20 protein-coding genes and 1 pseudogene are annotated in these 25,239 nt (G+C 65.6%); 13 read left to right on the top strand and 8 right to left on the bottom strand.

The genetic code is table 11. The features are described 5' to 3' along the window. Positions 1-27: 27 nt before the first annotated feature. The 5 genes from metE to C4901_RS16645 all read left to right on the top strand — a co-directional run bounded on the left by metE (position 28) and on the right by C4901_RS16645 (position 5,358). Positions 28-2,316, top strand: a complete 2,289-nt coding sequence (gene metE / locus C4901_RS16665; RefSeq protein WP_110138363.1) for a 5-methyltetrahydropteroyltriglutamate--homocysteine S-methyltransferase — start codon at positions 28-30, stop codon at positions 2,314-2,316. Positions 2,317-2,589: 273 nt separating this feature from the next. Next, a complete protein-coding gene (glnK, locus tag C4901_RS16660; protein WP_065971379.1) occupies positions 2,590-2,928 on the top strand; it encodes a P-II family nitrogen regulator in 339 nt (112 codons plus the stop codon). Further along, positions 2,925-4,358: an ammonium transporter gene (locus C4901_RS16655; RefSeq protein ID WP_240611793.1), complete on the top strand. Its 1,434-nt coding sequence runs from the start codon at positions 2,925-2,927 to the stop codon at positions 4,356-4,358. The genes glnK and C4901_RS16655 overlap by 4 nt, the downstream gene beginning before the upstream one ends. Positions 4,359-4,515: 157 nt before the next feature. Beyond that, positions 4,516-4,893, top strand: coding sequence for a hypothetical protein (locus C4901_RS16650; protein WP_110138362.1), 378 nt, complete (start codon positions 4,516-4,518; stop codon positions 4,891-4,893). A 105-nt stretch (positions 4,894-4,998) separates the two neighbouring features. Then, a complete protein-coding gene (locus C4901_RS16645; RefSeq protein WP_205736091.1) occupies positions 4,999-5,358 on the top strand; it encodes a c-type cytochrome in 360 nt (119 codons plus the stop codon). Positions 5,359-5,428: 70 nt separating this feature from the next. Here the strand turns inward: C4901_RS16645 and C4901_RS16640 are convergent, their stop codons facing one another. Continuing rightward, complete coding sequence (locus tag C4901_RS16640) at positions 5,429-5,848, bottom strand: rhodanese-like domain-containing protein (RefSeq protein ID WP_110138361.1); 420 nt, start codon at positions 5,846-5,848, stop codon at positions 5,429-5,431. Positions 5,849-6,091: 243 nt separating this feature from the next. On the opposite strand from C4901_RS16640, the pseudogene C4901_RS16630 reads away from it, so the two are divergent. From C4901_RS16630 to mobA, 5 genes and pseudogenes are all read left to right on the top strand, one after another. Then, positions 6,092-7,565: pseudogene (locus tag C4901_RS16630) on the top strand (MFS transporter). Between the two features lie 62 nt (positions 7,566-7,627). After that, positions 7,628-8,854, top strand: a complete 1,227-nt coding sequence (locus tag C4901_RS16625; RefSeq protein ID WP_110138358.1) for an alginate export family protein — start codon at positions 7,628-7,630, stop codon at positions 8,852-8,854. A 10-nt stretch (positions 8,855-8,864) separates the two neighbouring features. Beyond that, positions 8,865-11,624, top strand: coding sequence for a nitrate reductase (locus C4901_RS16620; RefSeq protein ID WP_205736090.1), 2,760 nt, complete (start codon positions 8,865-8,867; stop codon positions 11,622-11,624). A gap of 316 nt (positions 11,625-11,940) precedes the next feature. Then, positions 11,941-12,840, top strand: a complete 900-nt coding sequence (locus tag C4901_RS16615; protein ID WP_168185791.1) for an NYN domain-containing protein — start codon at positions 11,941-11,943, stop codon at positions 12,838-12,840. Positions 12,841-13,305: 465 nt separating this feature from the next. Beyond that, the gene (gene mobA, locus C4901_RS16610; RefSeq protein ID WP_110138356.1) at positions 13,306-13,869 is read left to right on the top strand and encodes a molybdenum cofactor guanylyltransferase MobA; all 564 of its coding nucleotides are present in this window, start codon (positions 13,306-13,308) and stop codon (positions 13,867-13,869) included. Positions 13,870-13,889: 20 nt separating this feature from the next. Here mobA and glp read toward each other — a convergent pair whose 3' ends face one another. The 6 genes from glp to gstA all read right to left on the bottom strand — a co-directional run bounded on the left by glp (position 13,890) and on the right by gstA (position 18,628). Continuing rightward, entirely contained in the window at positions 13,890-15,116 is a 1,227-nt protein-coding gene (gene glp, locus C4901_RS16605) for a gephyrin-like molybdotransferase Glp (protein WP_110138355.1), read from the bottom strand. After that, positions 15,113-15,631, bottom strand: a complete 519-nt coding sequence (moaB, locus tag C4901_RS16600; RefSeq protein WP_110138354.1) for a molybdenum cofactor biosynthesis protein B — start codon at positions 15,629-15,631, stop codon at positions 15,113-15,115. Before moaB ends, glp begins: the two co-directional genes overlap by 4 nt. A 122-nt stretch (positions 15,632-15,753) precedes the next feature. Continuing rightward, positions 15,754-16,452, bottom strand: coding sequence for an ATP-binding cassette domain-containing protein (locus C4901_RS16595; protein ID WP_110138353.1), 699 nt, complete (start codon positions 16,450-16,452; stop codon positions 15,754-15,756). Next, the gene (locus C4901_RS16590; protein ID WP_205736089.1) at positions 16,445-17,203 is read right to left on the bottom strand and encodes an ABC transporter permease subunit; all 759 of its coding nucleotides are present in this window, start codon (positions 17,201-17,203) and stop codon (positions 16,445-16,447) included. Before C4901_RS16590 ends, C4901_RS16595 begins: the two co-directional genes overlap by 8 nt. 7 nt (positions 17,204-17,210) lie before the next feature. Continuing rightward, positions 17,211-17,909, bottom strand: coding sequence for an AIM24 family protein (locus C4901_RS16585; protein WP_110138352.1), 699 nt, complete (start codon positions 17,907-17,909; stop codon positions 17,211-17,213). A gap of 110 nt (positions 17,910-18,019) precedes the next feature. Continuing rightward, entirely contained in the window at positions 18,020-18,628 is a 609-nt protein-coding gene (gstA, locus tag C4901_RS16580; protein ID WP_110138351.1) for a glutathione transferase GstA, read from the bottom strand. Between the two features lie 313 nt (positions 18,629-18,941). On the opposite strand from gstA, the gene C4901_RS16575 reads away from it, so the two are divergent. The 3 genes from C4901_RS16575 to C4901_RS16565 are packed head-to-tail and all read left to right on the top strand — an operon-like array spanning position 18,942 to position 24,695. Further along, positions 18,942-20,483, top strand: coding sequence for an efflux transporter outer membrane subunit (locus tag C4901_RS16575; protein WP_110138350.1), 1,542 nt, complete (start codon positions 18,942-18,944; stop codon positions 20,481-20,483). Beyond that, positions 20,480-21,571: an efflux RND transporter periplasmic adaptor subunit gene (locus tag C4901_RS16570; protein ID WP_110138349.1), complete on the top strand. Its 1,092-nt coding sequence runs from the start codon at positions 20,480-20,482 to the stop codon at positions 21,569-21,571. The genes C4901_RS16575 and C4901_RS16570 overlap by 4 nt, the downstream gene beginning before the upstream one ends. Positions 21,572-21,581: 10 nt before the next feature. Then, positions 21,582-24,695 (top strand): efflux RND transporter permease subunit, encoded by a 3,114-nt coding sequence (locus tag C4901_RS16565; protein ID WP_110138348.1) that lies wholly within the window; start codon positions 21,582-21,584, stop codon positions 24,693-24,695. Positions 24,696-24,822: 127 nt separating this feature from the next. Here C4901_RS16565 and C4901_RS16560 read toward each other — a convergent pair whose 3' ends face one another. After that, positions 24,823-25,197 carry a peptidoglycan-binding protein gene (locus tag C4901_RS16560; RefSeq protein ID WP_110138347.1) on the bottom strand — a complete coding sequence of 125 codons (375 nt, stop codon included), beginning with the start codon at positions 25,195-25,197 and terminating at the stop codon, positions 24,823-24,825. Positions 25,198-25,239: the final 42 nt, after the last annotated feature.

The following is a 25,239-nucleotide window of genomic DNA, read 5'->3' as shown; positions in this document are numbered from 1 at the left end:
ATGGGCGCGTGCCCCGGAGAGTCGATCTTGAGTCTTGCACACATCCTTGGTTTCCCCCGTCTCGGCCCCGATCGGGAGTTTAAGAAGGCCCTCGAGGCCTACTGGAAAGGGAGTCTGACCCAACAGGCCCTCCGCGATGTCGGCAAGGACTTGCGGATGCGCGCCTGGAATGCCCAGCAGGCCGCCGGTCTCGATCTCGTGACGGTCGGTGACTTCGCGTGGTATGACCACGTCCTCGAGACCAGCGCCTTGTTGGGGGTGGTGCCCCCGCGCTTCGAGTGGCAGGGACCGGAGGTGGATCTCGATACCTTCTTCCGCATGGCACGCGGCGTGGCCCCCACGGGTAAGGCCACGCATGCCTGCGAAATGACCAAGTGGTTCGATACCAACTACCACTACATCGTGCCTGAGTTTCACAAGGGCCAGCGGTTCGCGATCTCCTCGCCGCGGCTCTTCGAGGATGCCGCAGAGGCCCGCGCCGCGGGTTTCCCGGTCAAGGCCGTGCTCCTGGGGCCTCTCACCTACCTGTGGCAGGGCAAGACCAAGGGCGAGGACTTCGACCGCCTGTCGTTGCTGCCCGATCTCCTGCCCGTCTACCAGCAGATCCTAAAACGCCTCGCAGACCTCGGGGTGGAGTGGGTACAGATCGACGAACCGGCGCTGGTCCTGGATCTACCCAAGGCCTGGACGGATGCCTACCCCAAGGCCTACGAAGGGCTTTCGGCGGCGGGCCCGAAGCTCCTGCTGACGACCTATTTCGAGAGCCTGGGGGCCAACCGTGAGTTGGCCTGCAAGCTCCCCACGGCGGGCCTGCATATCGATCTCGTGCGTGGCGCGGATCAATTGCCCGCGGTCTTGAAGGCGTTGCCGGCCGACAAGCTTCTGTCCCTGGGCGTGGTCGACGGCCGCAACATCTGGCGCGCCGACCTCGAAGCCGCGCTCGGGGTGCTGCGTGCGGCCCAAGGCCATAAGGGCGGTCTTGCGGTAGCGAGCAGTTGCTCGCTTCTGCATGCCCCCGTGGATCTCATGCGGGAGCAGAGGCTGGACGCCGAGATCCGCAGCTGGCTCGCCTTTGCCACCCAGAAGATGGCGGAAGTGGGTCTCCTGAAGCGCGGTCTGGACGAAGGCGATGCGGCCATTGCTCAGGCCCTCGAGGAGAGTCGGCGCGTGGCGCAGGATCGCAAGTCGTCGAGGCGTATCCATGACGCCGCGGTCGAGGCGCGGGTCGCGGCCGTGAAACCGGCGGACGCAGCGAGAAAGCAGCCGTTCGCCAAGCGCCGCCCGCTGCAGCGTGCCCACCTGAACCTCCCCATGTTCCCCACCACGACCATCGGTTCGTTCCCGCAGACCAACGAGATCCGCACCGCCCGCCGCGATTTCAAGGCCGGGCGGATCAGCGCGGCCGAGTACGAGGAGCGGATGCGCGCCGAGATCGCGCTCGCGGTGCGCAAGCAGGAGGAGATCGGCCTCGATGTGCTCGTGCATGGCGAGGCCGAGCGCAACGACATGGTGGAGTATTTCGGAGAGCAGCTCCAGGGGTTCGCGTTCACCGACTATGGTTGGGTGCAGAGCTATGGTTCGCGCGCCGTCAAGCCGCCGATCATCTTCGGGGATGTGTCGCGGCCCAAGCCCATGACCGTGGAATGGGCGAAGTACGCGCAATCGCTGACCAAGCGGCCCATGAAGGGGATGCTTACCGGTCCGGTCACCATTCTGCAGTGGTCATTCGTGCGCAACGACCAGCCGCGCGCCGACACCGCCTTGCAGATCGCGTTTGCGATCCGCGACGAGGTCTGCGATCTGGAACGGGCCGGGATCCGCGTGATCCAGATCGATGAACCGGCGGTGCGCGAAGGCCTGCCGCTGCGGCGCGAGGACCACAAGGCCTATCTGGCGTGGGCGGTACGCGCGTTCCGCGTGTCTTCCGGGGGCGTGGGCGACGAGACTCAGATCCACACGCACATGTGTTACGCGGAGTTCAATGACATCATCGAGGCGGTGGCGGAGATGGACGCCGATGTCATCACGATCGAGACCTCACGCTCCGATATGGAGCTCCTGGACGCCTTCGTGAACTTTCATTACCCGAACGAGATCGGCCCGGGCGTCTATGATATCCATTCGCCGCGCGTGCCCTCCACCGAGGAAATGGTCCGGCTCATGCGCAAGGCCGAAAAGGTCCTGCCGCCCGAGCATCTCTGGGTCAATCCGGACTGCGGCCTGAAGACCCGCGGCTGGCCCGAGACCGAGAGCGCCCTGCGCCACATGGTCGAGGCCGCGGTATCGCTCCGCAAGGCGGGGGCCAGCGCCCCGTAGTGGTGCATGATCGGTAGGGTAACTCACCATTATGGTGCGTTACCGCTCCCCGGGGAGGCGAGGAACCGTCCTAAAGCATGGTTTCCGCCTCCCTTTTCTTTGGCACGCTCCCTGCATTGCTCCCATCGCCCGCCCACGCTACGGGCACAGTCACACTCACCAAGGGGGTAATATGAACGCGCTTCGCACAGCGCCCGTGGTCGCGCTCGGGGGATACGGTCGACGTGTATACGGGCGGCAGGGGCTAACCGCCTTACTCAAGGAGATCTACTCATGAAACTGATAGCCGCCATCATCAAGCCCTTCAAGCTCGACGACGTTCGCGAGGTCTTGTCGGAAATCGGGGTGCAGGGCATCACCGTGACCGAGGTCAAGGGATTCGGGCGCCAGAAGGGCCATACGGAGCTCTATCGGGGTGCCGAGTATGTCGTCGACTTTCTGCCGAAGGTCAAGATCGAGGTTGCGATCGATGACGACCTTGTGGAGCGCGTGATCGAGGCCATCGGCAAGGCCGCCAACACCGGCAAGATCGGTGATGGCAAGATCTTTGTCTTCGATCTCGAGCAGGCGATTCGCATCCGTACCGGCGAATCCGGACCGGAGGCGCTATGACCATGACCGGCAGCCTGACCGGTGCCTGGTCTCGCTGGATGCGTGGCCTGGTCTTCGCGCTCGCGCTCGGAGCCCTTCCGGTCGCGGCGCTGGCGGCCAACGCGGCCGCCCCGGGGGGGTCCGCGGCCACGGCGCAGGCCGTGGCCGCACCCGCGGCCGCTCCGGCCCCGGCCGCTACGCCGACGGAGGCCGTGAGCAGCGATGCCAACGCCAAGATCAATCCGGGTGATACCGCCTGGATGCTGGCGTCCACGGCGCTCGTGTTGATGATGACGGTCCCGGGCCTGGCCCTGTATTACGGCGGCATGGTGCGCAAGAAAAATGTCCTCGATACCCTTGCGCAAAGCTTCATCGTCACCTGCCTTGTGACCGTGCTCTGGTACGCGATCGGCTATAGCCTTGCATTCACCAACGGCAATCCCTGGATCGGTGGTTTGTCGCGGGTCTTTCTGCACGGCATGAACAAAGACACGGTCACCGGACTCTCGCTCGCGGTGCCGGAATCCGTGTACATGACCTTCCAGATGACCTTCGCCATCATCACCCCGGCACTCATCACCGGATCGTTCGCCGAGCGCATGAAGTTCTCCGCGCTGCTGTGGTTCATGAGTCTGTGGCTCATATTCGTCTATTCGCCGATCGCCCACTGGGTCTGGTCATCGGATGGCTGGCTTGCGCAACTCGGCGCCCTGGACTTTGCGGGCGGCACGGTCGTGCACCTGAACGCCGGCGTCGCGGGTCTTGTCACAGCCCTTGTGCTGGGTAAGCGCAAGGGCTACGGCAAGGAGGCGATGCCGCCCCACAACCTCGTGCTCACCGTCATTGGCACGGCGCTCCTGTGGGTGGGCTGGTTTGGCTTCAACGCGGGCAGTGCGGTATCGGCCGGCGGGCGCGCGGGGATGGCGATGGCCACGACCCAGATCGCGACGGCCGCGGCGGCGCTCGCGTGGATGTTCGCGGAGTGGATGGCGCGCGGCAAGCCGAGTGTGCTCGGCATGGTATCGGGCGCGGTGGCTGGGCTGGTGGCGATCACGCCGGCCTCCGGTTTCGTCGATCCGACCGGGGCGTTCATCATAGGCATCGCCGGCGGCGCGGTCTGTTTCTGGACGGCCACCTACATGAAGAACTTTTTTGGGTACGACGACTCCCTGGACGCCTTCGGGGTTCACGCCATCGGCGGCGCGCTCGGCGCGATCCTGACCGGCGTGTTCGCGGTCAAGGCCATCGGCGGGACTGCCGGGGCCCTTGAGGGCAACGGCTATCAGGTGGTCAAGCAGTTGATCGACGTCGGGTCGGTGCTGGTCTATGACGCGGTCGTCACCTACATCATCTTGAAGGTTGTCGATGTCATCGTGGGTCTGCGCGTGAGTGAAGAGGATGAGGTCGAGGGTCTCGATCTCAGTCAGCACGGCGAGCAGGTCTACGAATAGGGTCTCCTCACCCCCAGGGTGTTACGGGCCTCTCGGGGCCCGTTTTTTTTGCACCCGGCTTGGGCCGCCACCGTCTGCGTATTCCCATGCGATGGCGGCCATGTCTTATACTCTCTAACCGATACCGGAATCCCGGGTCTCAAGACAAGGAGTTTTCATGCGATACCTCCGCGCCGCGATCTGCGCCGTCCTGTTGGCGGGCAGCCCGTTGGCCTCGTGTGTTGCCGATACGCTCGCCGCACCGCCCCCCGAGGCTGCCGCCGCGGGCGCGGTCCCGCCGCCGGGGAGCGGCCCGATCCTGAACGGCCCGGAGCAACCGGTCCGGCCGCCAATCCCCATGCGCGTGCGGCTGCGGCAGCTGGCGCACCAGGAGCATACCCTCAAGCGCCGCATGTGGCGCTTACGGATGCGCCGCCGCCAATTTCTGGCCGAGGGCATGCCCTACCATGCCCACCGCGTTCATGAACGCATCATCGCGCTGGGCTGGCGTCTGCGGCGCGTGCAGGCACGGGAACGAGCCCTTATGACCCATTAGCCGTCCATGTCTCCAAAGGGATAGTCCACCGACCCGCGTTCTATGTTAGCATTTGATAATAAACGCTTTGTGGTTCTCTGATCGAGACGCTATGAGGGGGTTGTTATGAAGCACGCGGTAAGGGGTTTGGCGGTGGTCGCGGCATTGGCCCTGCCGGGTTTGGCGGTAGCGAACGGGAGTCCGCAGGTCAAGGCGGCGATGACCAGCGCCGGGTGTTTCGCCTGCCACGCCGTGAGCCATAAAGTCGTGGGGCCGGCGTACAGCTGGGTGGCCTATGTCTTCGCCCACAAGCCTGGCGCCAAGGTGACCCTTGCCCACAAGATCATCACCGGTGGCGCGGGACGTTGGAATGCCTGGACCGGCGGGATCCCGATGATTCCCCATCCGCAACTGACGTTGGCGCAGGCCGAGCAGATGGCCTCCTGGGTGCTGGCGCAAAAGCCGGTGGCCCCGCCCAAGCCTTGAAGGCTCGGCTGAGCCGATTCACATCACCGGCCGCGGGTGCCCTCGGGCCCCGCGACCGGCCTTCCCGGTATCACCCGAGTTCCCGCCAGGCACGCACGCCCCCCGCAACCGAGTAGGCGCGCTCGTATCCCATCGAGCGCAGAAGCTGCGCGGCGTGCAGGCTGCGTTTGCCGGAATTGCACAGACACAGCAGGACATTGCCCTTCTGGTAGTGATGCTTATTGATGATCGACAGGAACAGGCGCGCGTCCTTCTCCGTGGGCAGGTCGCAGTCGAGGATCTCCTGTTCCTCCTCGGTCAGCTTATGGCCGAGGATCTTTTTTAAATCGAACAGCGGTACCGACTCGGCCTCCGGTATTTCCCCTTCGAGCTCGATCTCCGTCGGTTGGCGCACATCGATCAGCGTGGCGATCTTCAGTCGGATGATCTCCTGGGCGGTCTCCGGCCGGATCTCCAGCGGAGGATCTTGTGTCGGTGTCACGGCAACCATAAAACCATGCCCTCCCGAGGTTTAGATTATCGTCAGTATAGCGTTTCGTGCCCCCGAAAGCCCGCCCCTTCCCGGCCAGCGCGGCCATTGGTACGCACCACAAGGACGCACACCGCCCCGTCCTCGACCACGCCGGTCCGCCGCGACTGGCCGTTTTCCCCAATTTGCATCATGGAGACGCCCGGTCTCTTGTGCACGAAACTTGCTTAAGCCCGGGGACGACAACGTTTCCGGGAGACCGTAATGGCGAAGATCTGGGATCACCTGCGTAGCGGCGACTGGCGGTCGCTGGTGGCAAGCTTTCTGTATTTCGATACCGGGTTCACGGTCTGGTTGTTATTTGGCCCCCTTGCCCCCTACATGGGGCCACACCTGCACCTGGCCCCGGCCGCCATGGGTTTCCTGGTGGCGGTGCCGGTATTGAGCGGCGCGTTGTTGCGGGTGCCGCTCGGACACCTCTACCAGACGCTCGACGGACGTACGATCGCGCTCATGGGCATCATGCTCTCGGCGCTCACGCCTCTTTACTTGTTGTTCGCCGCGGTGGCCCCCACCTTTGGCGTGCTGCTGGTCCTGGGTGTGTTACTCGGGGCCGCGCGTGGCGCGCAATCGGGCTTGCGTGGGGGCTGTTTGTCGGGTGCCGGCTCCCGAAAGACCCTGTCGGCCTCGGCGGCGGCCTGTAACCATACGCGGGAACGGTCAGACCATGGCCGGCAGCGGCTATCCCCCCAAGGTGCAGGGCCTGGTGTTGGGGCTTGCCGCGGCCGGTAACATCGGCGCGGTCCTGGACGGTGTCCTGTTCCCGCCGCTCGCCCGCCATTATGGCTGGCAATCGGCCATGACCGCGGTCCTGCCGCTCTTGGCGCTCGCCGCGCTCGCCCTGTGGGTGTGGGGCCGTGACCGTGCGCCCAAGGCCGGCTCTGTTCCCCGCGCACTCATCGGGTTTTGGGGAAGTCTCGTTTTTCTCGCGGGGCTCGTCATGGTCGTTCACCAGGGATGGCTCGGTGTCAGCGGTCACCCCGCGGTGTTGCTGTTGCCGGTTTTTGGCATGGCCTTCATGGTCACGCTCCTGCCGTCGGTGCAGCGCGCGGTGTTTCGTGAAGGCGACGCCTGGGTATTCTTTCTCATCTACGCCATCACCTTCGGCGGTTTCGTGGGCATGTCGGCCTACGTCAGTGTCTTTTTGATCGCGCTCTACCATATCCCCAAGGTCAGCGCCGGCCTGCTCATGGCCGGGCTCGCCTTCACCGGGGCCACGGTGCGTCCCTTGGGTGGTCTGCTGGCCGACCATGCCGGCGGTCCGCGCGTCCTGCGCTACGCCCTGTCCGGTATCGCGCTCGTCGATCTCGCGTTCGCGTTTTTCGTGCCGGCGCCCGCGGTCGGGATCGCCGCTTTGTTCGCGCTCTACCTTTGTTTCGGCGTCGGCAACGGCGCGACCTTTCAAATGGTCCCGCTGTGTTGGCCGGAGCGCCGTGGCCTCATGACCGGCCTCATAGGGGCCGCTGGCGGCATCGGCGGTTTCTATCTCCCGGTCGTCCTCGGCATCGTAAAGCAGGCCACCGCAAGCTATCGCGGAGGCTTTGCCGTGTTCGCGGGTCTGGCCATGGTGGCGACACTGCTCGTGCAGGCCCGTGGCCGGCGCTGGGTGCTTTCGGCCCAGGAAATCAACACCGGGACGCAATCAGTCCCCAAGGGGGCGGCCATCGAGAGCGACTGAAAGGATCGGCTCGGGTTCATCCAAACCGCTTTACATAACGTCATAAGGGAGGAAGTGGCAGTATGCGGAATTCGCAGAGAATGGCGGTGGCGGCGTTCCTGGCCGCGACCGCGGGGGCGGCATCGGCCCACGGATTGGGGTATGCCTTGACGCACGGAACCATCGATCTGTCCTTGCGGCCTCGTTATGAGATCGCAAAGCAACCGGGGAAGAAGGAGGCACACGCCTTTACCCTGCGCACGCTGCTCGGTTATGAGACCGGAAGCTATGAGCACTTGCGTGTCTTGCTGCAGCTTATCAACGTCGCGAGCTTCGTGAACGACTACAACAGTCTCTTGAATCACAAGACCCAGTACCCGGTCATTCCGGACGCCGCTGCCACCAACGTCAATCAGGCCTACTTGAGCTACTCGGGGTTGCCGGCCACGACCGTGCGCGCCGGCCGCCAGATTATCGTACTGAACAACGGGCGGTTCGTGGGCAACGTCGACTTCCGCCAGAACATGCAGACCTTCGATGCCGTGAGCCTGGCGAACCACAGCCTCCGGCATCTCTCCTTGTATGCGGCCTACAGCTGGCGCATCAAGGATATCCTGAACGCGCTCGTGCCGGCGCGCGTGACCTTGTTGAACGCAAGCTATCTGTTCGCGCCCAAGAGTGTGGCATCGGTCTACAGCTACACCTACGAAAACCGCGCCCACACCGCCATCCCCGGGGCGGCGGGCTGTGATGTCCCCGGCGGACCCGCGGTGTGCAATAGCGAGACCGCGGGTATCCGGGTCGCGGGCCAGGCACCGATCACCCAGGGTCTGCGCATCCTGTACGCCGCCGATTACGCCCACCAGTCCCCGGCGGGGGGTGGCAGCGCGCTCATCCACGCCAACTATTACCACGCCGGCGGCGGGTTCGGCCTCGGGCCGGCGTTCGTGCGTGTCGATGAGGAGGCCATGGGCAGCAATGGTGCCGGGACCTACGGCTTTCAGACGCCGCTTGCCACCAAGCACCTGTTCAACGGCTGGGCGGAGGTGTTTCTCGTGACGCCGCCGACGGGCTTGCGCAGCTCCTATGTCACGGTCGGTGCAAAGCTCCTGGGGGCCCGGCTCATGGCCCGCTATTACCGGTTCCAGGCCTATCACACGAGTGAGCGCTACGGCCATGAATGGGACTTGTCGGCCATCTACCCGTTCCGCCCCGGACTCGTCGCCGGCGTGCAGTACGCGGACTATCGGGCCGACCACTATGCGGTGAATACCCGCGCGGCGTGGGTGTTCGTGTCCTACCACTATTGAGGGCTCTGCCATGATGATTCAGGTCACGCCTGAGACCGGGCGCCGGGAGACACGCTCGGTGTGTCCCTATTGCGGCACCGGTTGCGGCGTGATCCTGGAGCACGACGACGAGCATGTGTTCGCGGTGCGCGGCGACCCGCACCATCCCGCCAACTTCGGGGCGCTGTGCACGAAGGGGCGGGCGCTGGCCGCGACCATCGACAAGGAGCGTCTGACGAGCCCGCTGCGCCGCGCGCGTCGCGGGGTCCCGCCCGAGCGGGTGTCATGGGACACGGCCATAGGCGAGGCCGCGGCGCGCTTTGCGGCGGTGATCGCCGAGCACGGCCCGGAGGCCTGCGCCTTCTATGTTTCGGGTCAGCTCAGCACCGAGGATTATTATGTCGTCAACAAGCTCGCCAAGGGACTGATCGGCACCAACCACATCGATACCAATTCGCGGCTGTGCATGGCGTCGGCGGTGAGCGGCTATAAGGCGAGCCTCGGGCAGGACTCGGTGCCGGGTTGTTATGAGGACCTGGAGCACGCCGACGTGATCCTCGTCGCCGGCGCCAATCCGGCGTTCGCCCACCCCGTCCTGTTTCGCCGCATAGAGGCGGCGCGCGCCCGCAAGCCCGGGCCGTTTCTCATCACTGTCGATCCCAGGCGCACGGCCACGGCCTCGGGAAGCGACCTGCACGTGGCGCTAAGCCCCGGGACCGATGTCGCATTCTTCCATGGGATCGTGCATATCCTCCTGCGCGATGGCCGCGTCGACCGGCGTTTCATCCGCGAGCACACCGAGGGCTTCGAGGCGCTGCGTGATCTCGTCTATGACTATGCCCCAAGGCGGGTGGCGGATCTCTGCGGTATCCCGGTGGAGGTCTTGGAGGAGGCCGCTGCGGTCTGGGGGAGGGCGCGCGCCGCGACCTCGCTCTGGTGCCAGGGCCTCAATCAATCGAGCCACGGCACCGACAAGAACCGCGCGCTCATCAATCTACATCTCGTGACCGGCCAGATCGGACGACCGGGGGCTGGACCTTTCAGTCTCACCGGCCAGCCCAATGCCATGGGTGGCCGCGAGGTAGGCGGCATGCCGCAGCTGCTCCCGGGGCACCGGGAGGTCGCCAATGATGCCCATCGTGCCGAGGTCGCGGCCCTCTGGGGTATCCCGGCGCTCAACTCGACGCCGGGACTCACGGCCGTTCCGCTCTTTTCGGCGCTCGCCGAAGGCCGCATCAAGGCCCTGTGGATCGCCTGCACCAACCCGGTCGTAAGCCTCCCCGAGACGCGGCTTGTGGAGGCCGCGCTTGTCGCCGCGTCGTTCGTGGTGGTACAGGAGGCCTTCCACCCGACCGAGACCGCGGCGTTTGCCGATCTGCTCCTGCCGGCGGCAAGTTTCGCGGAGCGCGATGCCGTGGTGACCAATTCCGAACGCCGCATCAGTCTCCTGCGTCAAGCGGTTCAGCCCCCGGGTGAGGCCTTGCCGGACTGGCGGATCTTTCGCGATTTCGCCCATGCCCTGGGATCGGCGCTCGATGCCACGCCGGTGGCGCAGGTGGCGGGCGAGACCCACGCCCAGCGCGCGCGCCGGCTGTTTGCCTTCCCCACGCATCGTGACGTGTTCGACGAGTACAAGACGTGCACCGCGGGGCGCGATCTCGATATCACCGGGCTCGATTGGGAGCGACTCGAGGCCGCTCCCCGGCAATGGCCCTACCCCCGAGGGGCGAGCGACGGGCAGGCCCGCCTCTATACCGATCATGTCTTCGCCACCCCCAATGGCCGCGCGCGGCTGGCCGCCGTCGGCTACCAGCCGGTGGCCGAGGCGGTGTCCGCGGCCTATCCCTGGCACCTCACCACCGGGCGTCTGCGCGATCAGTGGCACACCATGAGCCGCACGGGCCTGAACGCCGGACTCTTCGCGCATGCCCCCGAGGCCCTGTTGTCGATCCATCCGCGTGATGCCGCCGGCCTTGGCATCGGCGACGGCGATCTCGTGACCGTGGAGAGCCGCCGGGGCGCGGCCACGGTGCGCGCCCGCGCGCATGAGGAGGTCGCCCCCGGGACCGTCTTCCTGCCCATGCACTTTGGCGCGCGCTTCAGCGCCCATGGCGCGGCGAACACCCTGACCGACGCCTCGGCGCGCGACCCGGTGTCGAACCAGCCGGAGTTGAAACATGCGGCCGTGGCGGTGCGCAAGGCCGCGCTTCCCTGGCCGGGTCTGGTCATGCGGCGCCTGGAGCCGGGGTTGTGGGAGGCGGCGCGCGCGCTCCTGCCGGAACTGCCGTATGGCGCGCTGGCCCGCCATGATTCCCTGTTAGGCGAGGTCCTGGTCCTGCGCCTGGCCTTCGCCGAACGGCCTCATGAAGAATGGGCGCGGCGCCTGGCCACCCTGTTCGCGCTCCATGACGGCGAGGTGGTGGGTTATCAGGACAGCCGCGGCGTGAGCAAGCAGGCCCTGGTACGTAACGATCGCCTGTACGGCGTCTGCCTCCTGGGGGACGATAGTACCGGGGCCTGGCTTTTGGATCTCCTGCTCGCGGGCGCCGATGTGGGGGCGTGGCGCCACCATCTCGTTGCCCCCGCGGTCCCGGCCGCTGCGGGGTTACCGCGCGGGCGCCTGGTCTGTCAGTGTCGCGCGGTCTCCGAGGAGGACATCCGCCAATCGATCAAGGCCGGGGCGCTCAGCGTCGCGGCCGTGGGCGTACGCTGCGGGGCCGGTACCGAGTGCGGATCGTGTCGCCCCGAGATCGCGGCTTTGCTGCGCGAGGTCTCCACGCAGCCAGCCTAGCACGCCGAGGTCGCGCATTCCGCTCCAGGGCCGAGGCACGTCCGTGATGGGGATAACGATGCGGCGTTTCCAGGCATGGCGGGAAACCCAACCATCAAGGGTTTGTCTCTCGGAGCGGTGCCCTAAAATAGGGGGGTTGGGACTGCCCCAGTCCCGAAACGCGCCTCTGCCTGCGGGCCGACATTGCATGTTATCACCAGGGGGGTACAATAACATCGTTGCTGACCGTCGACCCTTATGCTAATTGGTCGTGGCAGCCTATGACCGGCCCCGAAAGGGGCCTTACTTGTATTTAAACTCGAAAGAGGTATTTGTCGTGGACCGCTACGCCATTCTTGTGGATGCCGGCTATTTTTATGCGGCGGCTGCGCAAGCTGTTTCCAAGGAAACCACCCCTATCCCTCGTCATCGCGTATCCATTAACGCGCCTGGCGCATTTGTTCAGGGGCTCATCAGCAGGGGGGCTCAGTTAATTGCGAACACCAATGGACCGCCTGCGTACCTGTTGCGTGTGTATTGGTATGATGCCTTGCGTGGCGCGCAGCCAACGCTTGAGCAATCGACCGTTGCCGGTCTGCCCGGCGTCAAGGTTCGCTTTGGGACCATCAATGCGCAGGGCAAGCAGAAGGGCGTCGATTCCCTTATCGTGACGGATCTCGTGGAGCTTGCCCGTAACCGCGCGGTTTGCGAGGCCATTCTCGTTTCTGGAGACGAGGATTTACGGATCGCAATGCAGATCGCGCAAACCTTCGGCATTCGTGTCCATGTGCTCGCCGTGGGTGAACCTCAAAAGAATGTCAATCCGTCGCTGCGAATGGAAGCGGATTCCGTGGACATGTTGGACGAGAGGTGGCTCGCGGAGCATGTCGTCATCATCGACGAGTCTCGCACGAAATCGGTGATATCCAGCGTGGAAAGCGGATCACGGCCTGGGGTTTCCGCAACCAGAAGCGGGGGCGGATCGTCCGACATTTTGGATAACGCTGCGTTGCGTGTCTGCGATGAGCTTCTGAGGGACGAGGGGTGCGTGCAAGACCTTTACAGGCACTTTGCCGCGAGCACGGCGGTACCTTCGGAATACGACCGCGTCTTGCTCGTGGGGGTCGCCGGCGCGGTCGGGAGGTCGCTCGCGCCCGAGGAGAAGCGACGTGTCCGTGGGATGTTCGTCACGCAGGTGCGCCGTCTCGCGGCAAAAGCCGCCAGCCCAGCGAGATAAGCCGGGACGGCAAGATGCGGGAGCGCGCTTTCGGAGTCGATAGGATGATGCGTCGGAGGTTCGGGGCCAAGACTTATCTGGGTTCGGTTCCGTTGTCTCGGTGCGGGGGCTCAAGGGAGTCGAAGACGACGTATGGGCGCTATGGCCTGAAGGCCGCCGTACCGGTTTTCCTTGGGTCGGGGGTCCAGATGTCGACGGGCGCGACTCATGGTGTCTGGTGACTGTGGCGGCAGTTGTGTCGCCCGAGGTCCTTAAAGCGGATCGCCGTGGCCTTGGGGGATGCGCTGCCACCTCAGTTTGGCGTCAGGGCCTCAGTCAATCGCGCCACGGCACCGACAAGGGACCGTGTTCTTATCAACCGAAGTCTTGACGGTTCGGGGCCGGGAGACTGGGCGCCGGGCCCTCTTCAGTCTCACGGGCGCATTCATGCCATGGGCAATGCGAGAGGGCGGCCGGGGAGGGTGAATGGACGAAGGGGGCTTGCCGGTCACGGGGGTCGTGCTCGCCGGCGGGGCCGGTCGGCGCATGGGCGGCCAGGACAAGGGTTTCGTGGCGTGGTCGGGCGAACCATTGATCCATATAGCCGTGCGGCGCCTCGCGGGCCTGCCGCAAGTGATCATCAGCGCCAACCGCTCGCTCGCGCGTTACCGTGCCCTGGGTTACGAGGTCGTGTCCGACGACGATGGCGATGATTTCGCGGGGCCGCTGGCGGGTCTGCGTGCCGCTTTTCGGCATGCCGCCCACCCCTGGGTGCTCTCGGTACCCGTTGATACGCCCTGCCTGCCGTCCGATCTGGTCACCCGCCTATGGGCGTCGCGCATTACTCGAGGTTTGGTGGTCGCGCGCAGTCCTTACGGCCCCGAACCGCTTGTATGTCTGGCCGATGCGTGTCTGGGTGCGCGCCTGGAAGAGTATTGGCGCGCCGGCGGCCGACGCGCCCAGGAGTGGTTCGTGGGGGCCGACATGGCCTGGTTCGATCTCACGGCGGCCGAGGCCGCCAATTGCAACGAACCCGCGGACCTGCGCTGAGGCCGGACCGGGCCCACGCTTCAGGACGCAAGGCCCTCGAAGGGGAGGAAGGGTACGCTGTCACCCTCGGCCACCGTGCGTCCCGCGGCGATGTCGACGAGCCCGTCGGCCCATACCGTCGAGGACAGGACCCCTGAACTCTGGCGAGGATAGGCCTCGGCCCATAGTGCCCCGTCGGCGCGCGTCGCAAGCCGTGCGCGCAGGAACTCGCGGCGGCTGTCAGGCGTGGCCCGCGCGAACGCGGCACGCACCGGGAACGCGCACAGGGGTGTCGGCGCCTCGCCCATGAGGGCCTTCAGGAACGGTCTTACGAATAGCAGGAAGGTCACGAACGCCGATACCGGATTCCCGGGCAGCCCGAGGAAGTGGGCCTTGCCTATGTGCCCGAAGGCAAGCGGCTTGCCCGGTTTGATCGCCACCCGCCAGAGCGCGAGCGTGCCCTCGGCCTCCAGGGCGGTCTTGACGTGATCCTCCTCACCCACCGAAACGCCGCCGGTCGTGACGATGACGTCGGCAGTCTCGGCTGCCGCGCGCAGCGCCTGGCGGGTCGTGGTGAGATCGTCGCCGAGCGGTCCCGCGCTCCGTGTCTCGCACCCGAGGCGCGCCAGCAGGGCGCGGAGCATCGGCCGGTTGCTGTCATAGATCTGACCGTGATTGAGCGGGCCCGAGCCGGCCGCGCGCAATTCATCCCCCGTGGACAGCACCACCACCCGCAGCCGCCGGCGCACGAGGATCTCGGCAAATCCGCAGGAGGCGGCCAGGCCCACGGCCTGCGCGGCGAGGCGTTGACCTTCCCGCAGGATCACGTCGCCCGCGCGGATATCCTCGCCGGCCCGGCGAATATTGGCGTGCGCCGTCCACTGCTCCGGGAGCACCAGGATATCGCCGCGGCGCTCGCACCGTTCCTGGATGACGACCGTGTCGGCCCCAGCCGGCACCGGGGCCCCGGTAAATATCCGGCACGCCGTGCCGGCTGGCAGGTGCCCAGGCGGATCGCCGGCCGTGACCCGCAGGCTTATGGGGAGTTCGCGGCGATCGCGCGCGTCCTCGGCACGAAAGGCATAACCGTCCATCGCGCTGTTATCGAAGCCCGGTACCGTGATCGGCGCGCGCAGATCCTCGGCGAGCACCCGCGAGAGGGCCTCGTCCAGGGCCACCCGCTCGCCCTCGGCAACGGCGGCCGCGGCCGCGCGCATCCGCGCCCACACCTCCTCCGCGGTCAAAAGCGGCGTCGACCCGCCCTTCACGATGCCGGCTCCTGGAAGCGCGGCAGGAGCTCGACGAAGTTGCAGGGCCTGTGGCGCCGGTCGAGCTGCGGTTCCAGGATCTTGGTCCAGGCCGTGCGGCAGGCGCCGGTGGAGCCCGGCAGGCAGAAGATCACGGTGCCATTGGCGAGACCGGCAAGCGCGCGCGATTGCAGGGTGGATGTCCCGATCTCGTCGTAGGAGACCGCCCGGAACAGTTCTCCGAAACCTTCGATTTCCTTGTCAAAGAGCGGCTTTATGGCCTCCGGCGTACTGTCACGACCGGTCAGTCCCGTGCCGCCGGTGGAAATGACGACCTGGATCTTCGGGTCGGCGATCCAGCGCGAGACGACCGCGCGCAGGACGTAGCGATCGTCGCGCACGAGCGCCCGCTCGCCCAAGAGGTGGCCGGCGCCCGCGAGGTGCTCTATCAGCGCCTGTCCGGAGGTATCGGTCTCCAGGGTACGACTATCGGAAACGGTGAGGATGGCGATCGTAAGCGGTACAAAGTCGGTCATGGGCAGGGATGTCCAAAGACAGGGTTGAGGCGCAATCCCGCTACAGCGGACAGGTTCGCGCCTCGTCAAGTTACACGCGCCCAATGGGCGGCGCAAGCCGACGCCAAGCCGGGTCACGGCCCTTAGGGACTGATATCGAGCAGGGCGCGTAGCGTCGGTGTGGCCGGGGCCCGGGCGAGCTCCGACCAGTCTCCGCGCTGGACCACGCGCCCCTCCTCCAAGGCGATGACCCGCGGGCAGAGGCCCTCCAGGACCAGGGGGTCATGGTCCACTGCGAGCAAGGTAAAGCGTAGCCGTTCCTGCCACTCCTTCAGGATCGCGGCGAGCTCGCGCACCAGGGGGCGATCGAGGCCCGCGAAGGGCTCGTCCAGCAGTACAAGGCGAGGGCGCCGACAGAGCGTGCGCGCGAGCGCCACCCGCCGTGCCTGCCCCCCCGAGAGGTGATGGGGTCGCGTGTGCCACAGCGCCGCGAGATTCAGCCGTTCGCGGATCTCGTCGATCCACGCCCGCTCATGGGCGCGCGCTGACGCATCCAGGGAAAACTGGACGTTTTCGGCGACCGATAGGTGCGGGAACAAGGCCTCGCGCTGGCTCAGATAGCCGACCGAGCGCCGGTGCAGCGCAAGCGGCGGCGGGAACCAGGTCTGCGCGTCGCAACGGATATGCCCGGCATCCGGCGTCTCCAGGCCGGCGAGACAGGAGAGGACCGTACTCTTGCCGCTGCCCGAGGGCCCAAACAGCGCCAGCCGCTCGGTATCGGCGACGAATTCCACGGCTACGTCATAGGCGCGTCGCGCCTTGTGAATGCGACACTCAAGCATGACCGCGGGTCCGGGCCAGGATGCGTAGCGCCCAGGGCAGGGGCAGCGCCGACAGCAGGAATACGAGCAGCAAGGGCAGGACCGCGGGCAGTCCGCTGTCCTGGAGGTCCACCCACAATTGCACCGGTATCCCGTGTGGATAGTAGGCCGTCACCATGATCGCCCCGAACTCGCCGAGCGCGCGCACCCAGGCGAGGCTCACGGCCGCCGCCAGGCCGAGACGGGCAAGCGGCAGGGTGACGCGCCACAGGATCTCGCGGGGCTTCAAGCCGAGCAGGGCCGCGCTCTGTTCGAGTTCGCGCGGCACGGCCTCGAAGGCGGCGGCGGCGGCGAGCAGATAGTAGCCGAGGCTTGCATAGATCTGGGTGACGACAAAGGCCGCCGGGTCGTTGCTGGTCGGGATCCCAAGGCGCAGGAGCAGGCCGCCCAAGGCCGTGCGCGGGCCGAAGGCGAGCGCCAGCAAAAGCCCCAGGGCGAGCGGCGGCATCAGGACCGACAGGAGCACCGCGGCCTCGAAGGCGATGCGCACACCGCGCGTTGCCCCGCGCAGCGAAAACGCAAGTGGCGTGCCGATCGCGACGACGATGACGAGCGCCACGCCGGTCAGGGCGAAGGATGTGGCGAGCGCCGGCGAGGCGTCGGCGGCCGCCCACTGCCAGCGGCCGACCGGCGACGCGAGGCCCCAGAGCGGGTACAGCAGGAACAGCGCCGTGGCGGCGAGCGCAAGCGTGCGCGGCAGATCCTTGGACACGCGCGGTTCAGGTCTCGACGGCGAGCGTCGGCACGTACATGGACTGGATGCCCACGCGCCCCGGACCCGTGAAGCGGTTCCAGAAGAAGGAGGCGGCGCTCCCGAAAAGCCCCGAGCTCAGGCTTTGGGTGACGGTCTTCATGGCCACCGTCGGGTCTTTGTAGAGCCAGCCCCCGGGCTCGAGGTCGATCGATTCCTCGACCCCCAGGGTCACCTCGAAGACATTCCCGAAACCGTGCAGCCAGACGATGCCGGGCGCGGTCTCGGCCCGGAACTGGTCCACGATCAGGGTATTGCCCCCGAACACCCAGTTCATGATGCCCTTGATGCGCGTCACGGAGTAGGACACCTGGTCGGTGGCCGCCAGATACTGATGCTCGCGCACATCGATGGCCTGGCCCGGCGCCAGATGGATGGGCACGATCTGGCCCGCGCCGTCGCGACTGAAGGCGATGGTGCCGGGACCGGTCGCCGAGGCGAGCAGGATGGGCATGCCGCTGATGGCCCGGCGCAAGAGCCCCTTGACGGCCTTTACGCCGATGCGCGTCGATGGGCTCTTCCAGAGGAGGATGTGGTGCTCGAAAAAGACCGGGGTGGCCGCAAGGACCACCTCCAGCACCGGGACGATGTCGCCTTCGATATGGTAAGTGACGCCCGCGAAACTCTCGTCGCGGACCAGCGTTTTCTTCAAGACCGGTCCCGCCATACCCCGTCCTCCCTAGGATTCCCGCTGATCATAGGCCCGCGCGTCTTTTTGGGAAAGGGACCGGGCGCGGCGGGCCGCCCAGGGTCATGGCCCTGGGCGGCAGGGGGTTATTATTTCAGGAGGCCTTCACTCTTCAGGGTCTTTTGCACCGCCGGGCGCGCCGCGATGCGCGCGCGGTATTCACCAAGCCGCGGCCAGGGGCTCGTGTCGATCTTCAAGTAGTCGGTCCAGCCGAGCACCGTGAAGAGATAGGCATCGGGTGCCGTGAACTCCGTGCCCGCGAGGTAGGGGTGCCGCCCGAGGGCCTCGGAGATGTAATCAAACCGGCGACCGAGCAGCTTCAACTGCTGCTGCTTTACGGCCTCCGGCGTGTCCGGCCGGAAGAACGGCGAGAATTGCTTGTGTAGCTCGGTTGAAATGAAAGACAGCCATTCCATCTGCCGGTAGCGTTCGAGGCTGCCGGGCTCCGCCATCAGACGCCGCTCCTTGCGCTGATCGCTCAGGTACTGCAGCACCACCGCAACCTCGGTGAGCAGTGCGCCATCATCGAGCGCGAGCGCGGGGACATAGCCTTTCGGGTTGATCTTCGTGTAATCCTCGCCGTGCTCGGTCTTGTGGCTCGCCAAATCGACGCGCTCGAGGGTGTGCGGCACGCCCGCCTCCTCGATCACGATATGCGCCGCGAGAGAGCAGGCGCCCGGGGCAAAATAGAGTTTCATTCCGGATATCCTCCAGTCCATGGTGAGCCGCCATTGTCCCGGATGTCGGCGCGCGATTGCCATACCAGGACGGGCTCCAAAGTATGGAAACAGGTCGGTAGCGCGCGGTTTTTGTGAAAGACGGTAAATGCGAGGTGCCCGTTCCCAATATTTTGCGGTAGGGTATAAGAGGTGGGGCTTGCGTTCGTCCGAGACCCCCGGGTAAGCTATTTAGCTTGCTAATAATAAGCCCATTAGCTATTATGGCCGCGCCGGCCCTTGCCGGAACGGCATACCTTGGAACACGCGGCTCTCGAAGGACTGATGATCCATTATGATATCTGATCGGCGGCGTTACCAGGGGGCCCTGGCCGGACCTGTCGTTGTCGTCTTACTTGCGGCCTTGAGCGGATGCTCCATAGGGCCGCGCTACAAGGCCCCGGGTGCGCCTCCGGTCGGCCGCTACACGCATAGGCCCGCGCCCACCACGCTTGCGGGAACCCATGGACCGGCCGGCGCCTCGCAACACTTCCATTACGGTGTATCACCGCGCGTGCGCTGGTGGCGGGCATTCCGCTCGCGAGCGCTCGATACCTTGATCGCGGCGGCCTTGAAGAACAATCGCACGCTCGCCGCTGATCGCGCGCGGCTTTTGGAGGCGCGCGCGGTGGTGGCCGCGGACGCCGGTATCTTCTATCCGCAGATCAATGCCAATCTCGGTGCGTTGCGTCAGAAGTCGCCGGGCGGCTCATCCGGCGGCCACCTTCCCGGCATCTATTCGCTTTATACCGGCGGATTGTCGGTGAGTTATTATCCGGATGTCTTCGGGGCCAACCGGCTCGTTTATAACTCGGCTCACGCGCAGGCGCAGTACGCGCGCGACCAGCTGCTCGCCGCCCAGCTCTCCTTGATCGGCAATGTCGCGACGACCGCCGTGCAGGCGGCAAGCTACCGTGCCCAGATCCGCGCCACGCGCCGGATCATTGCGCGCGAGACCGAGCTGCTGTCGCTGACCCGCATCCAGTATCGCACCGGCGCGGTGTCCTATCTCTCGGTGGTCAATCAGGAAAGCCAGCTTGCCACCAACAAGGCTGCCTTGCCCGCGCTTTTGCAAAAGCTCGCCCTGGCGCGCTACGCGCTGGCGACGCTCATCGGCCGCTTCCCGGCGCAGTGGCGGCCCGTACACCTGCGGCTCTCCAGCCTCCACTTGCCGCGAAACCTGCCCGTAAGCCTGCCGTCGGTGCTGGCGCGCGAGCGCCCGGACATACGCGCCGCGACCGAGGAGCTGCGCTACGCCAACGCCGAGATCGGCATCGCCGACGCCCAGTTCTACCCAATCGTGCAGATCACCGGCAGCATCGGTCAGGAGAGTCTCACGGTCGGACACTTCTTCAACGCCGCGAGCACCGTCTGGGGTCTCGGCGCCAACCTTCTGGCCCCACTCTTTCACGGGGGTACGTTGCGCGCCCAGCGCCGGGAGGCGCTGGAGCTTTACGCCGGTGCACGCGCCACCTACCAGCAGACCGTGCTCGGCGCCTTTCAGCAGGTGGCCGGCAGCCTGCGTGCCCTGGAGCATGACGCCGAGGCCCTGCGCGCCGAGGGCGATGCCTATGCCGCCTCGCGCGAGGCCCTGCGGCTCGCGAAGAACAGCTACCGGGCGGGCGCCATAGACTCGCTATCGCTGCTGACGACCGAGGCCCTCTATAGTCAGGCGCGCATCGCCTATGTGCGTGCCGAGGCCCAACGCTATCTCGACACCGTCGCTTTGTATACCGCGCTCGGCGGCAGTCCGTTGGCGCCGCGGCCGAATAAAGCCACACCCGGGCACGCCGCCACATCTGTAACGTCCGCTACACCCCAAAGGAATGCCCCATGAAAAAACGTGTGGTTCTGGTCGCCCTTATCCTCGCATTGGTATTCGCGGGAATCTTCGGCTGGAAGGCGTTCGTCAACTACAAGATCCATGAGTTCATGGCCGCGCGCGGCATGCCGGTGGTGACGGTATCGACGGCGCGCGTGGCGCGCGTGGCATGGCGCGATCATATCCGCAGCGTGGGTAGTCTCACGGCTATCGAGGGTGTGACCGTGACCGCTCAGCTGGCTGGCGTCGTGACCGCGATCGACTTCCATTCCGGGGCCCCGGTACGCGCCGGCGCCCTGCTCGTGCAGGTCAACGATCAGCCCCAACTGGCGCAACTCGCCTATGACCGGGCGCAGGCGCGTCTGGCCGCCGCCAATCTGCGGCGCACGCGCACGCTCTATAAAGAGAAGGCGGCGAGCCGCGCGCAACTAGACAGCGCGATCGCCACTTTCCATGGCGCCACGGCCCATGTCGCGGGCGATCTGGCGGCGATCCACGAGCTTGCCCTGCGCGCACCCTTTAGCGGCATCCTTGGGGTCCGTCAGGTGAATCTAGGCCAGTATCTCGCGCCGGGCGCGCCGATCGTCGATCTCCAGTCTTATCGCACGCTCTATGCCAACTTCACGCTCCCCCAGGTCGAGGTCCCGAGGGTGCATGTCGGGCAGACGATCCAGTTACGCGTGGACGCGTTCCCGCATCGCCGCTTCGTCGGACACGTGCATGCGATCGACGCGTCCGTGAACCCCACCACCCGCAACATCCTCGTGCAGGCGATCGTGCCCAACCCCGCGGCGGTATTGCGTCCCGGCATGTTCGGGCGCGTGCGCCTCTTGGGCCGGCACGTGCGCAAGGTCATCGTTGTCCCGGCCGGGGCGCTCACTTACAACACCTACGGCGATACCGTCTATGTGGTGCGGCATGGGACCATCAAGGGCCATCCCCATCTCATCGCCCGCCAACAGGTGGTGGCGGTAGGCCGTGAACGTCATGGGCTCGTGGCCATAAAGAGCGGGCTCAAGGTGGGGCAGGTCGTGGTTACGGCCGGCCAGGTCAAGCTTCGCAACGGCATGCCGATTGCGATCAACAACACGGTGCAGCCTTAAGGGCGGTGGTATGACCTTTACCGATTTCTTTATTAGGCGGCCGGTCCTGGCCACGGCCTTGAGCCTCGTTATCTTCCTGCTCGGCGTGCGTGCCTATGTGGGGATGACGGTCCGCGAGTATCCGAAGATGACCAACACCACCGTGGTCATCCGCACCATCTACCCCGGCGCGAGCCCGCAGACCGTCCAGGGCTTCCTGACCACGCCCCTGGAGCGCGTGATCGCCACCGCCCCCGGCATCGACTACATGACCTCTGTCAGTGCCGAAGGGGCGTCGACCATCACCGCCTACATGAAGCTGAACTATAGCCCTAATGCGGCGGTGGCCAATATTCAGTCGAAGATCCAGCAGGTGGTGAACAAGCTGCCGGCCGGCAGTCAGCTTCCGGTCATCAACGTGACCGTCGGCGATACCACCGACCTCATGTATATCGCCTTCTACAGCCATCACATGAACCAGCAGCAGATCACCGATTATCTGCTGCGTGTCGTACAGCCGAGCCTGGTCTCGGTGCCCGGTGTCAGTCAGGCGCAGATCGTGCCGGCCGGGACCGGATCGGGGAACACCTTTGCCATGCGTGTGTGGCTGAATCCGGCGAAGATGGCGGCGCTCCACGTCCAGCCCTCGCAGGTGGCGGCGGCGCTCGCTGCCAATGATTACATATCGGCGGTCGGGCGCACGCGTAGTGCCACGATAGGGGAGGTCATAACCGCCACCACGAATCTATCGACCGTCCGTGGCTTCAAGGACCTCATCGTGGCTCATAACGGCCCGACCCTGGTGCGCCTTAAGGATGTCGCGCGTGTCACGCTCGGGGCCGAGACCTACACCTCACAGGCGTTCTTCGACGGCACGACGGCGGCCTATATCGGCATCCAACCGACGCCGTCGGCCAATTCCTTGACCGTGGCCCGCGGCGTGCGCCGCGAACTCGGGCGCCTGAAGGCGCAGTTCCCGCCGACCCTGCGTGCCAACATCCCCTATGATGCGAGCACTTATATAACCGCGTCCCTGCATGAGATTCTCACCACGATCGGCATCACGCTGGTGGTGGTGATCTTTGTCATCCTCCTGTTCCTGGGTTCGCTGCGCGCGGCCTTGATTCCGGCGATCGCCATCCCCTTGTCCATCATAGGCGGCGGCCTGTTGATGTGGATGATGCATTTCACCATCAATCTGCTGACCTTGCTCGCCATCGTGCTTGCCATCGGACTGGTCGTGGACGATGCCATTGTCGTGGTCGAGAATATCCACCGTCACATCGAGGAGGGCAAAAGGCCGATCGATGCCGCGCTGCTCTCGGGGCGCGAACTGCTGGCGCCGATCGTCGTCATGTCGACCACGCTCGTGGCGGTATTCGCGCCCATAGGCTTCATGGGCGGGCTCACCGGAAGCCTTTTCTCGGAGTTTGCCTTTACACTGGTGGCGGCGGTGCTGGTGTCCATGCTCGTCGCTCTGACGCTCTCGCCGATGTTGAGCGCGCGCGTCCTGAAACAGAACCCCCCGCATGGCTGGGCGCGGCTGGTGGATGAGCGTTTCGAGGCCCTGCGGGCGCGTTACATCCGCCTGCTGCACGCAAGCCTCGATTACCTGCCGGCCATCTGGCTTTTCGCGGCGGTCATGCTGGCGAGCGTCTATTTCCTGTTCACCTCGACCAAGCAGGAACTCGCCCCCCAAGAGGACCAGGGCATCATCTTTGTCGCCGGTATCGCGCCACCGACCGCCACGACTCGCTATCTACGCACCTATGGGCTGCAGATCATCCATGACTTCGAGCAGTTCAAGGTCTACGACAAGAGCTTCATGATCACCGGTTTCTCGCCCACCGGGGCTGGGAGCAACCAGATGATGGCCGGCATGCACCTTGTGCCCTGGAGCAAGCGGTCGATCACCACGATGAAGCTCCAGCCGATCATCCAGAAGAAGGTCTCGCACATAGCGGGCCTGCAGCTTGCGGTGTTCCAGAGGCCGTCACTTCCCGGGTCGGCGGGCGGTCCGCCCGTGCAGTTTGTCATCCAGGGGAGCGCGGGTTATCGGAAGATCGATGCGGTTGCCGACCGCCTGGTCGGCATTGCCCAGCGCAGCGGGCTGTTTGCCTATGTCGCCAAGGATCTGCGCTATGATGACCCGCAGATCGTCATGCATATCCGGCGCAGCATGGCCGCGGCCCTGGGTCTCAACATGCAGACCATCGCCGCCAACCTGCAGCCGCTCTTGAGCGGCAACTACATCAACCGTTTCGACCTGAAGGGCCGCAGTTACGAGGTGATTCCACAGGTCTCCGACCGCTTCCGCGCCGATGCCGGGCTTTTGAAGAACTTCTATCTTCAGGCGGGCGGCCACATGATCCCGTTGTCGACGGTGGTATCGCTTACCACCAAGGTCGAGCCCCAGTATCTCCCGCAATTCGACCAGCTGAATTCCGCCACCATCCAGGCGGTGCCGATGCCCGGCGTGACCATGGGGCAGGCCTTGTCCTATCTGCGTGTCCAGGCGCACAGGATCTTCCCGCAGGGATTCACCATCAATTACGCGAGCGAATCCCGGCAGTTCATGCACGCGCGTAACGGCCTGCTCCTGACCTTTTTCCTGGCGATCCTGCTCATCTATCTGTTGCTCGCCGCGCAGTTCGAGAGCTTCCGTGATCCGCTCATCGTCATGGTTACGGTCCCCATGTCGATCAGTGGCGCGCTGATCTTTTTGAGTCTCGGGCTCGGCACGATCAATATCTACACGGAGGTGGGTCTCATCACCCTGATCGGGTTGATCACAAAGCAGGGTATCCTGATCGTGCAGTTCGCCAATGAGGCGCAGCGCCACGAGGGCTTGAGTAAGCGCGAGGCCGTCGAGAAGGCCTCGTCCATCCGTCTCCGGCCCATCCTCATGACCACCGCGGCCATGGTCGTGGGCGTGATCCCCTTGCTGCTCGCGACCGGTCCCGGCGCGGCGGCGCGCTTTGCCCTCGGTCTCGTGATCTTTACGGGACTTAGTCTCGGGTCATTGTTCTCGCTGTTCGTGGTCCCGGCGATGTACATGCTGCTCGGCAAGGACCATCGCGGCGACGATGCGGACCATGGCGCTACGGGTGGGGACGGGCAAGGCGCGTTGCCGCGCCCCGAGTAGCGGTGTCCGCGCCGCGCACGGGTCGGCCAAAGGCCCGCGCCCGCCCTGGGTGCGGGGCGCGCCACCGGGGCGGGCCGCTGAAAAGCCGCGAAGGGCGCGCGCAAGCCGGCCGGTCTTTGCGGCGGGCCTACAGACCCAGCGCGCGCCGCGTGGCCTTGTCAGGGCGGCCGGTCACCTTCAGGCCATGTGTCTTCTGAAACCTCTTCAGGGCGGCGTGGGTCGCCGTATCCATCTTGCCGTCGACCGCCAGGTGGGCGTGCTCCGCGCGATTCAAGGACGCCTGGATGGCCTTGACCCAAGGACTCCCGCCGGGCTCGGCGGCGCCGGTCATGGGCCCCTTCCCGGCAGCGGGATGCTCGTGCATGGGGCCGTTCATGGCCTCCGACGGGGATGCCGGGCGCGGGCCGTTCGTGTGGGCGAAGGCAACCGCCGGCAGGGTCCCGGCGATCGCTATGCCGAGCAGCGCGCGTGTCGCGAATGATACGATGAAATAGGGAGGCATGGACTGTTCTCCTTAAGATGGGATGCTACGAGAAACGCGGGA

It is taken from the genome of Acidiferrobacter sp. SPIII_3 (assembly GCF_003184265.1).
Lineage (GTDB): Bacteria > Pseudomonadota > Gammaproteobacteria > Acidiferrobacterales > Acidiferrobacteraceae > Acidiferrobacter.
This window is presented reverse-complemented; position numbering and strand designations above follow the sequence as displayed.

What these genes read in the sequence shown, in the direction of transcription:
- glnK (WP_065971379.1), top strand. Translation starts at nt 2,590, where the DNA reads ATGAAACTGATAGCCGCCATCATCAAGCCCTTCAAGCTCGACGACGTT.
- C4901_RS16655 (WP_240611793.1), top strand. Translation starts at nt 2,925, where the DNA reads ATGACCATGACCGGCAGCCTGACCGGTGCCTGGTCTCGCTGGATGCGT.
- C4901_RS16650 (WP_110138362.1), top strand. Translation starts at nt 4,516, where the DNA reads ATGCGATACCTCCGCGCCGCGATCTGCGCCGTCCTGTTGGCGGGCAGC.
- C4901_RS16645 (WP_205736091.1), top strand. Translation starts at nt 4,999, where the DNA reads ATGAAGCACGCGGTAAGGGGTTTGGCGGTGGTCGCGGCATTGGCCCTG.
- C4901_RS16640 (WP_110138361.1), bottom strand. Translation starts at nt 5,848, where the DNA reads ATGGTTGCCGTGACACCGACACAAGATCCTCCGCTGGAGATCCGGCCG.
- C4901_RS16625 (WP_110138358.1), top strand. Translation starts at nt 7,628, where the DNA reads ATGCGGAATTCGCAGAGAATGGCGGTGGCGGCGTTCCTGGCCGCGACC.
- C4901_RS16620 (WP_205736090.1), top strand. Translation starts at nt 8,865, where the DNA reads ATGATGATTCAGGTCACGCCTGAGACCGGGCGCCGGGAGACACGCTCG.
- mobA (WP_110138356.1), top strand. Translation starts at nt 13,306, where the DNA reads ATGGACGAAGGGGGCTTGCCGGTCACGGGGGTCGTGCTCGCCGGCGGG.
- moaB (WP_110138354.1), bottom strand. Translation starts at nt 15,631, where the DNA reads ATGACCGACTTTGTACCGCTTACGATCGCCATCCTCACCGTTTCCGAT.
- C4901_RS16595 (WP_110138353.1), bottom strand. Translation starts at nt 16,452, where the DNA reads ATGCTTGAGTGTCGCATTCACAAGGCGCGACGCGCCTATGACGTAGCC.
- C4901_RS16585 (WP_110138352.1), bottom strand. Translation starts at nt 17,909, where the DNA reads ATGGCGGGACCGGTCTTGAAGAAAACGCTGGTCCGCGACGAGAGTTTC.
- gstA (WP_110138351.1), bottom strand. Translation starts at nt 18,628, where the DNA reads ATGAAACTCTATTTTGCCCCGGGCGCCTGCTCTCTCGCGGCGCATATC.
- C4901_RS16575 (WP_110138350.1), top strand. Translation starts at nt 18,942, where the DNA reads ATGATATCTGATCGGCGGCGTTACCAGGGGGCCCTGGCCGGACCTGTC.
- C4901_RS16570 (WP_110138349.1), top strand. Translation starts at nt 20,480, where the DNA reads ATGAAAAAACGTGTGGTTCTGGTCGCCCTTATCCTCGCATTGGTATTC.
- C4901_RS16565 (WP_110138348.1), top strand. Translation starts at nt 21,582, where the DNA reads ATGACCTTTACCGATTTCTTTATTAGGCGGCCGGTCCTGGCCACGGCC.
- C4901_RS16560 (WP_110138347.1), bottom strand. Translation starts at nt 25,197, where the DNA reads ATGCCTCCCTATTTCATCGTATCATTCGCGACACGCGCGCTGCTCGGC.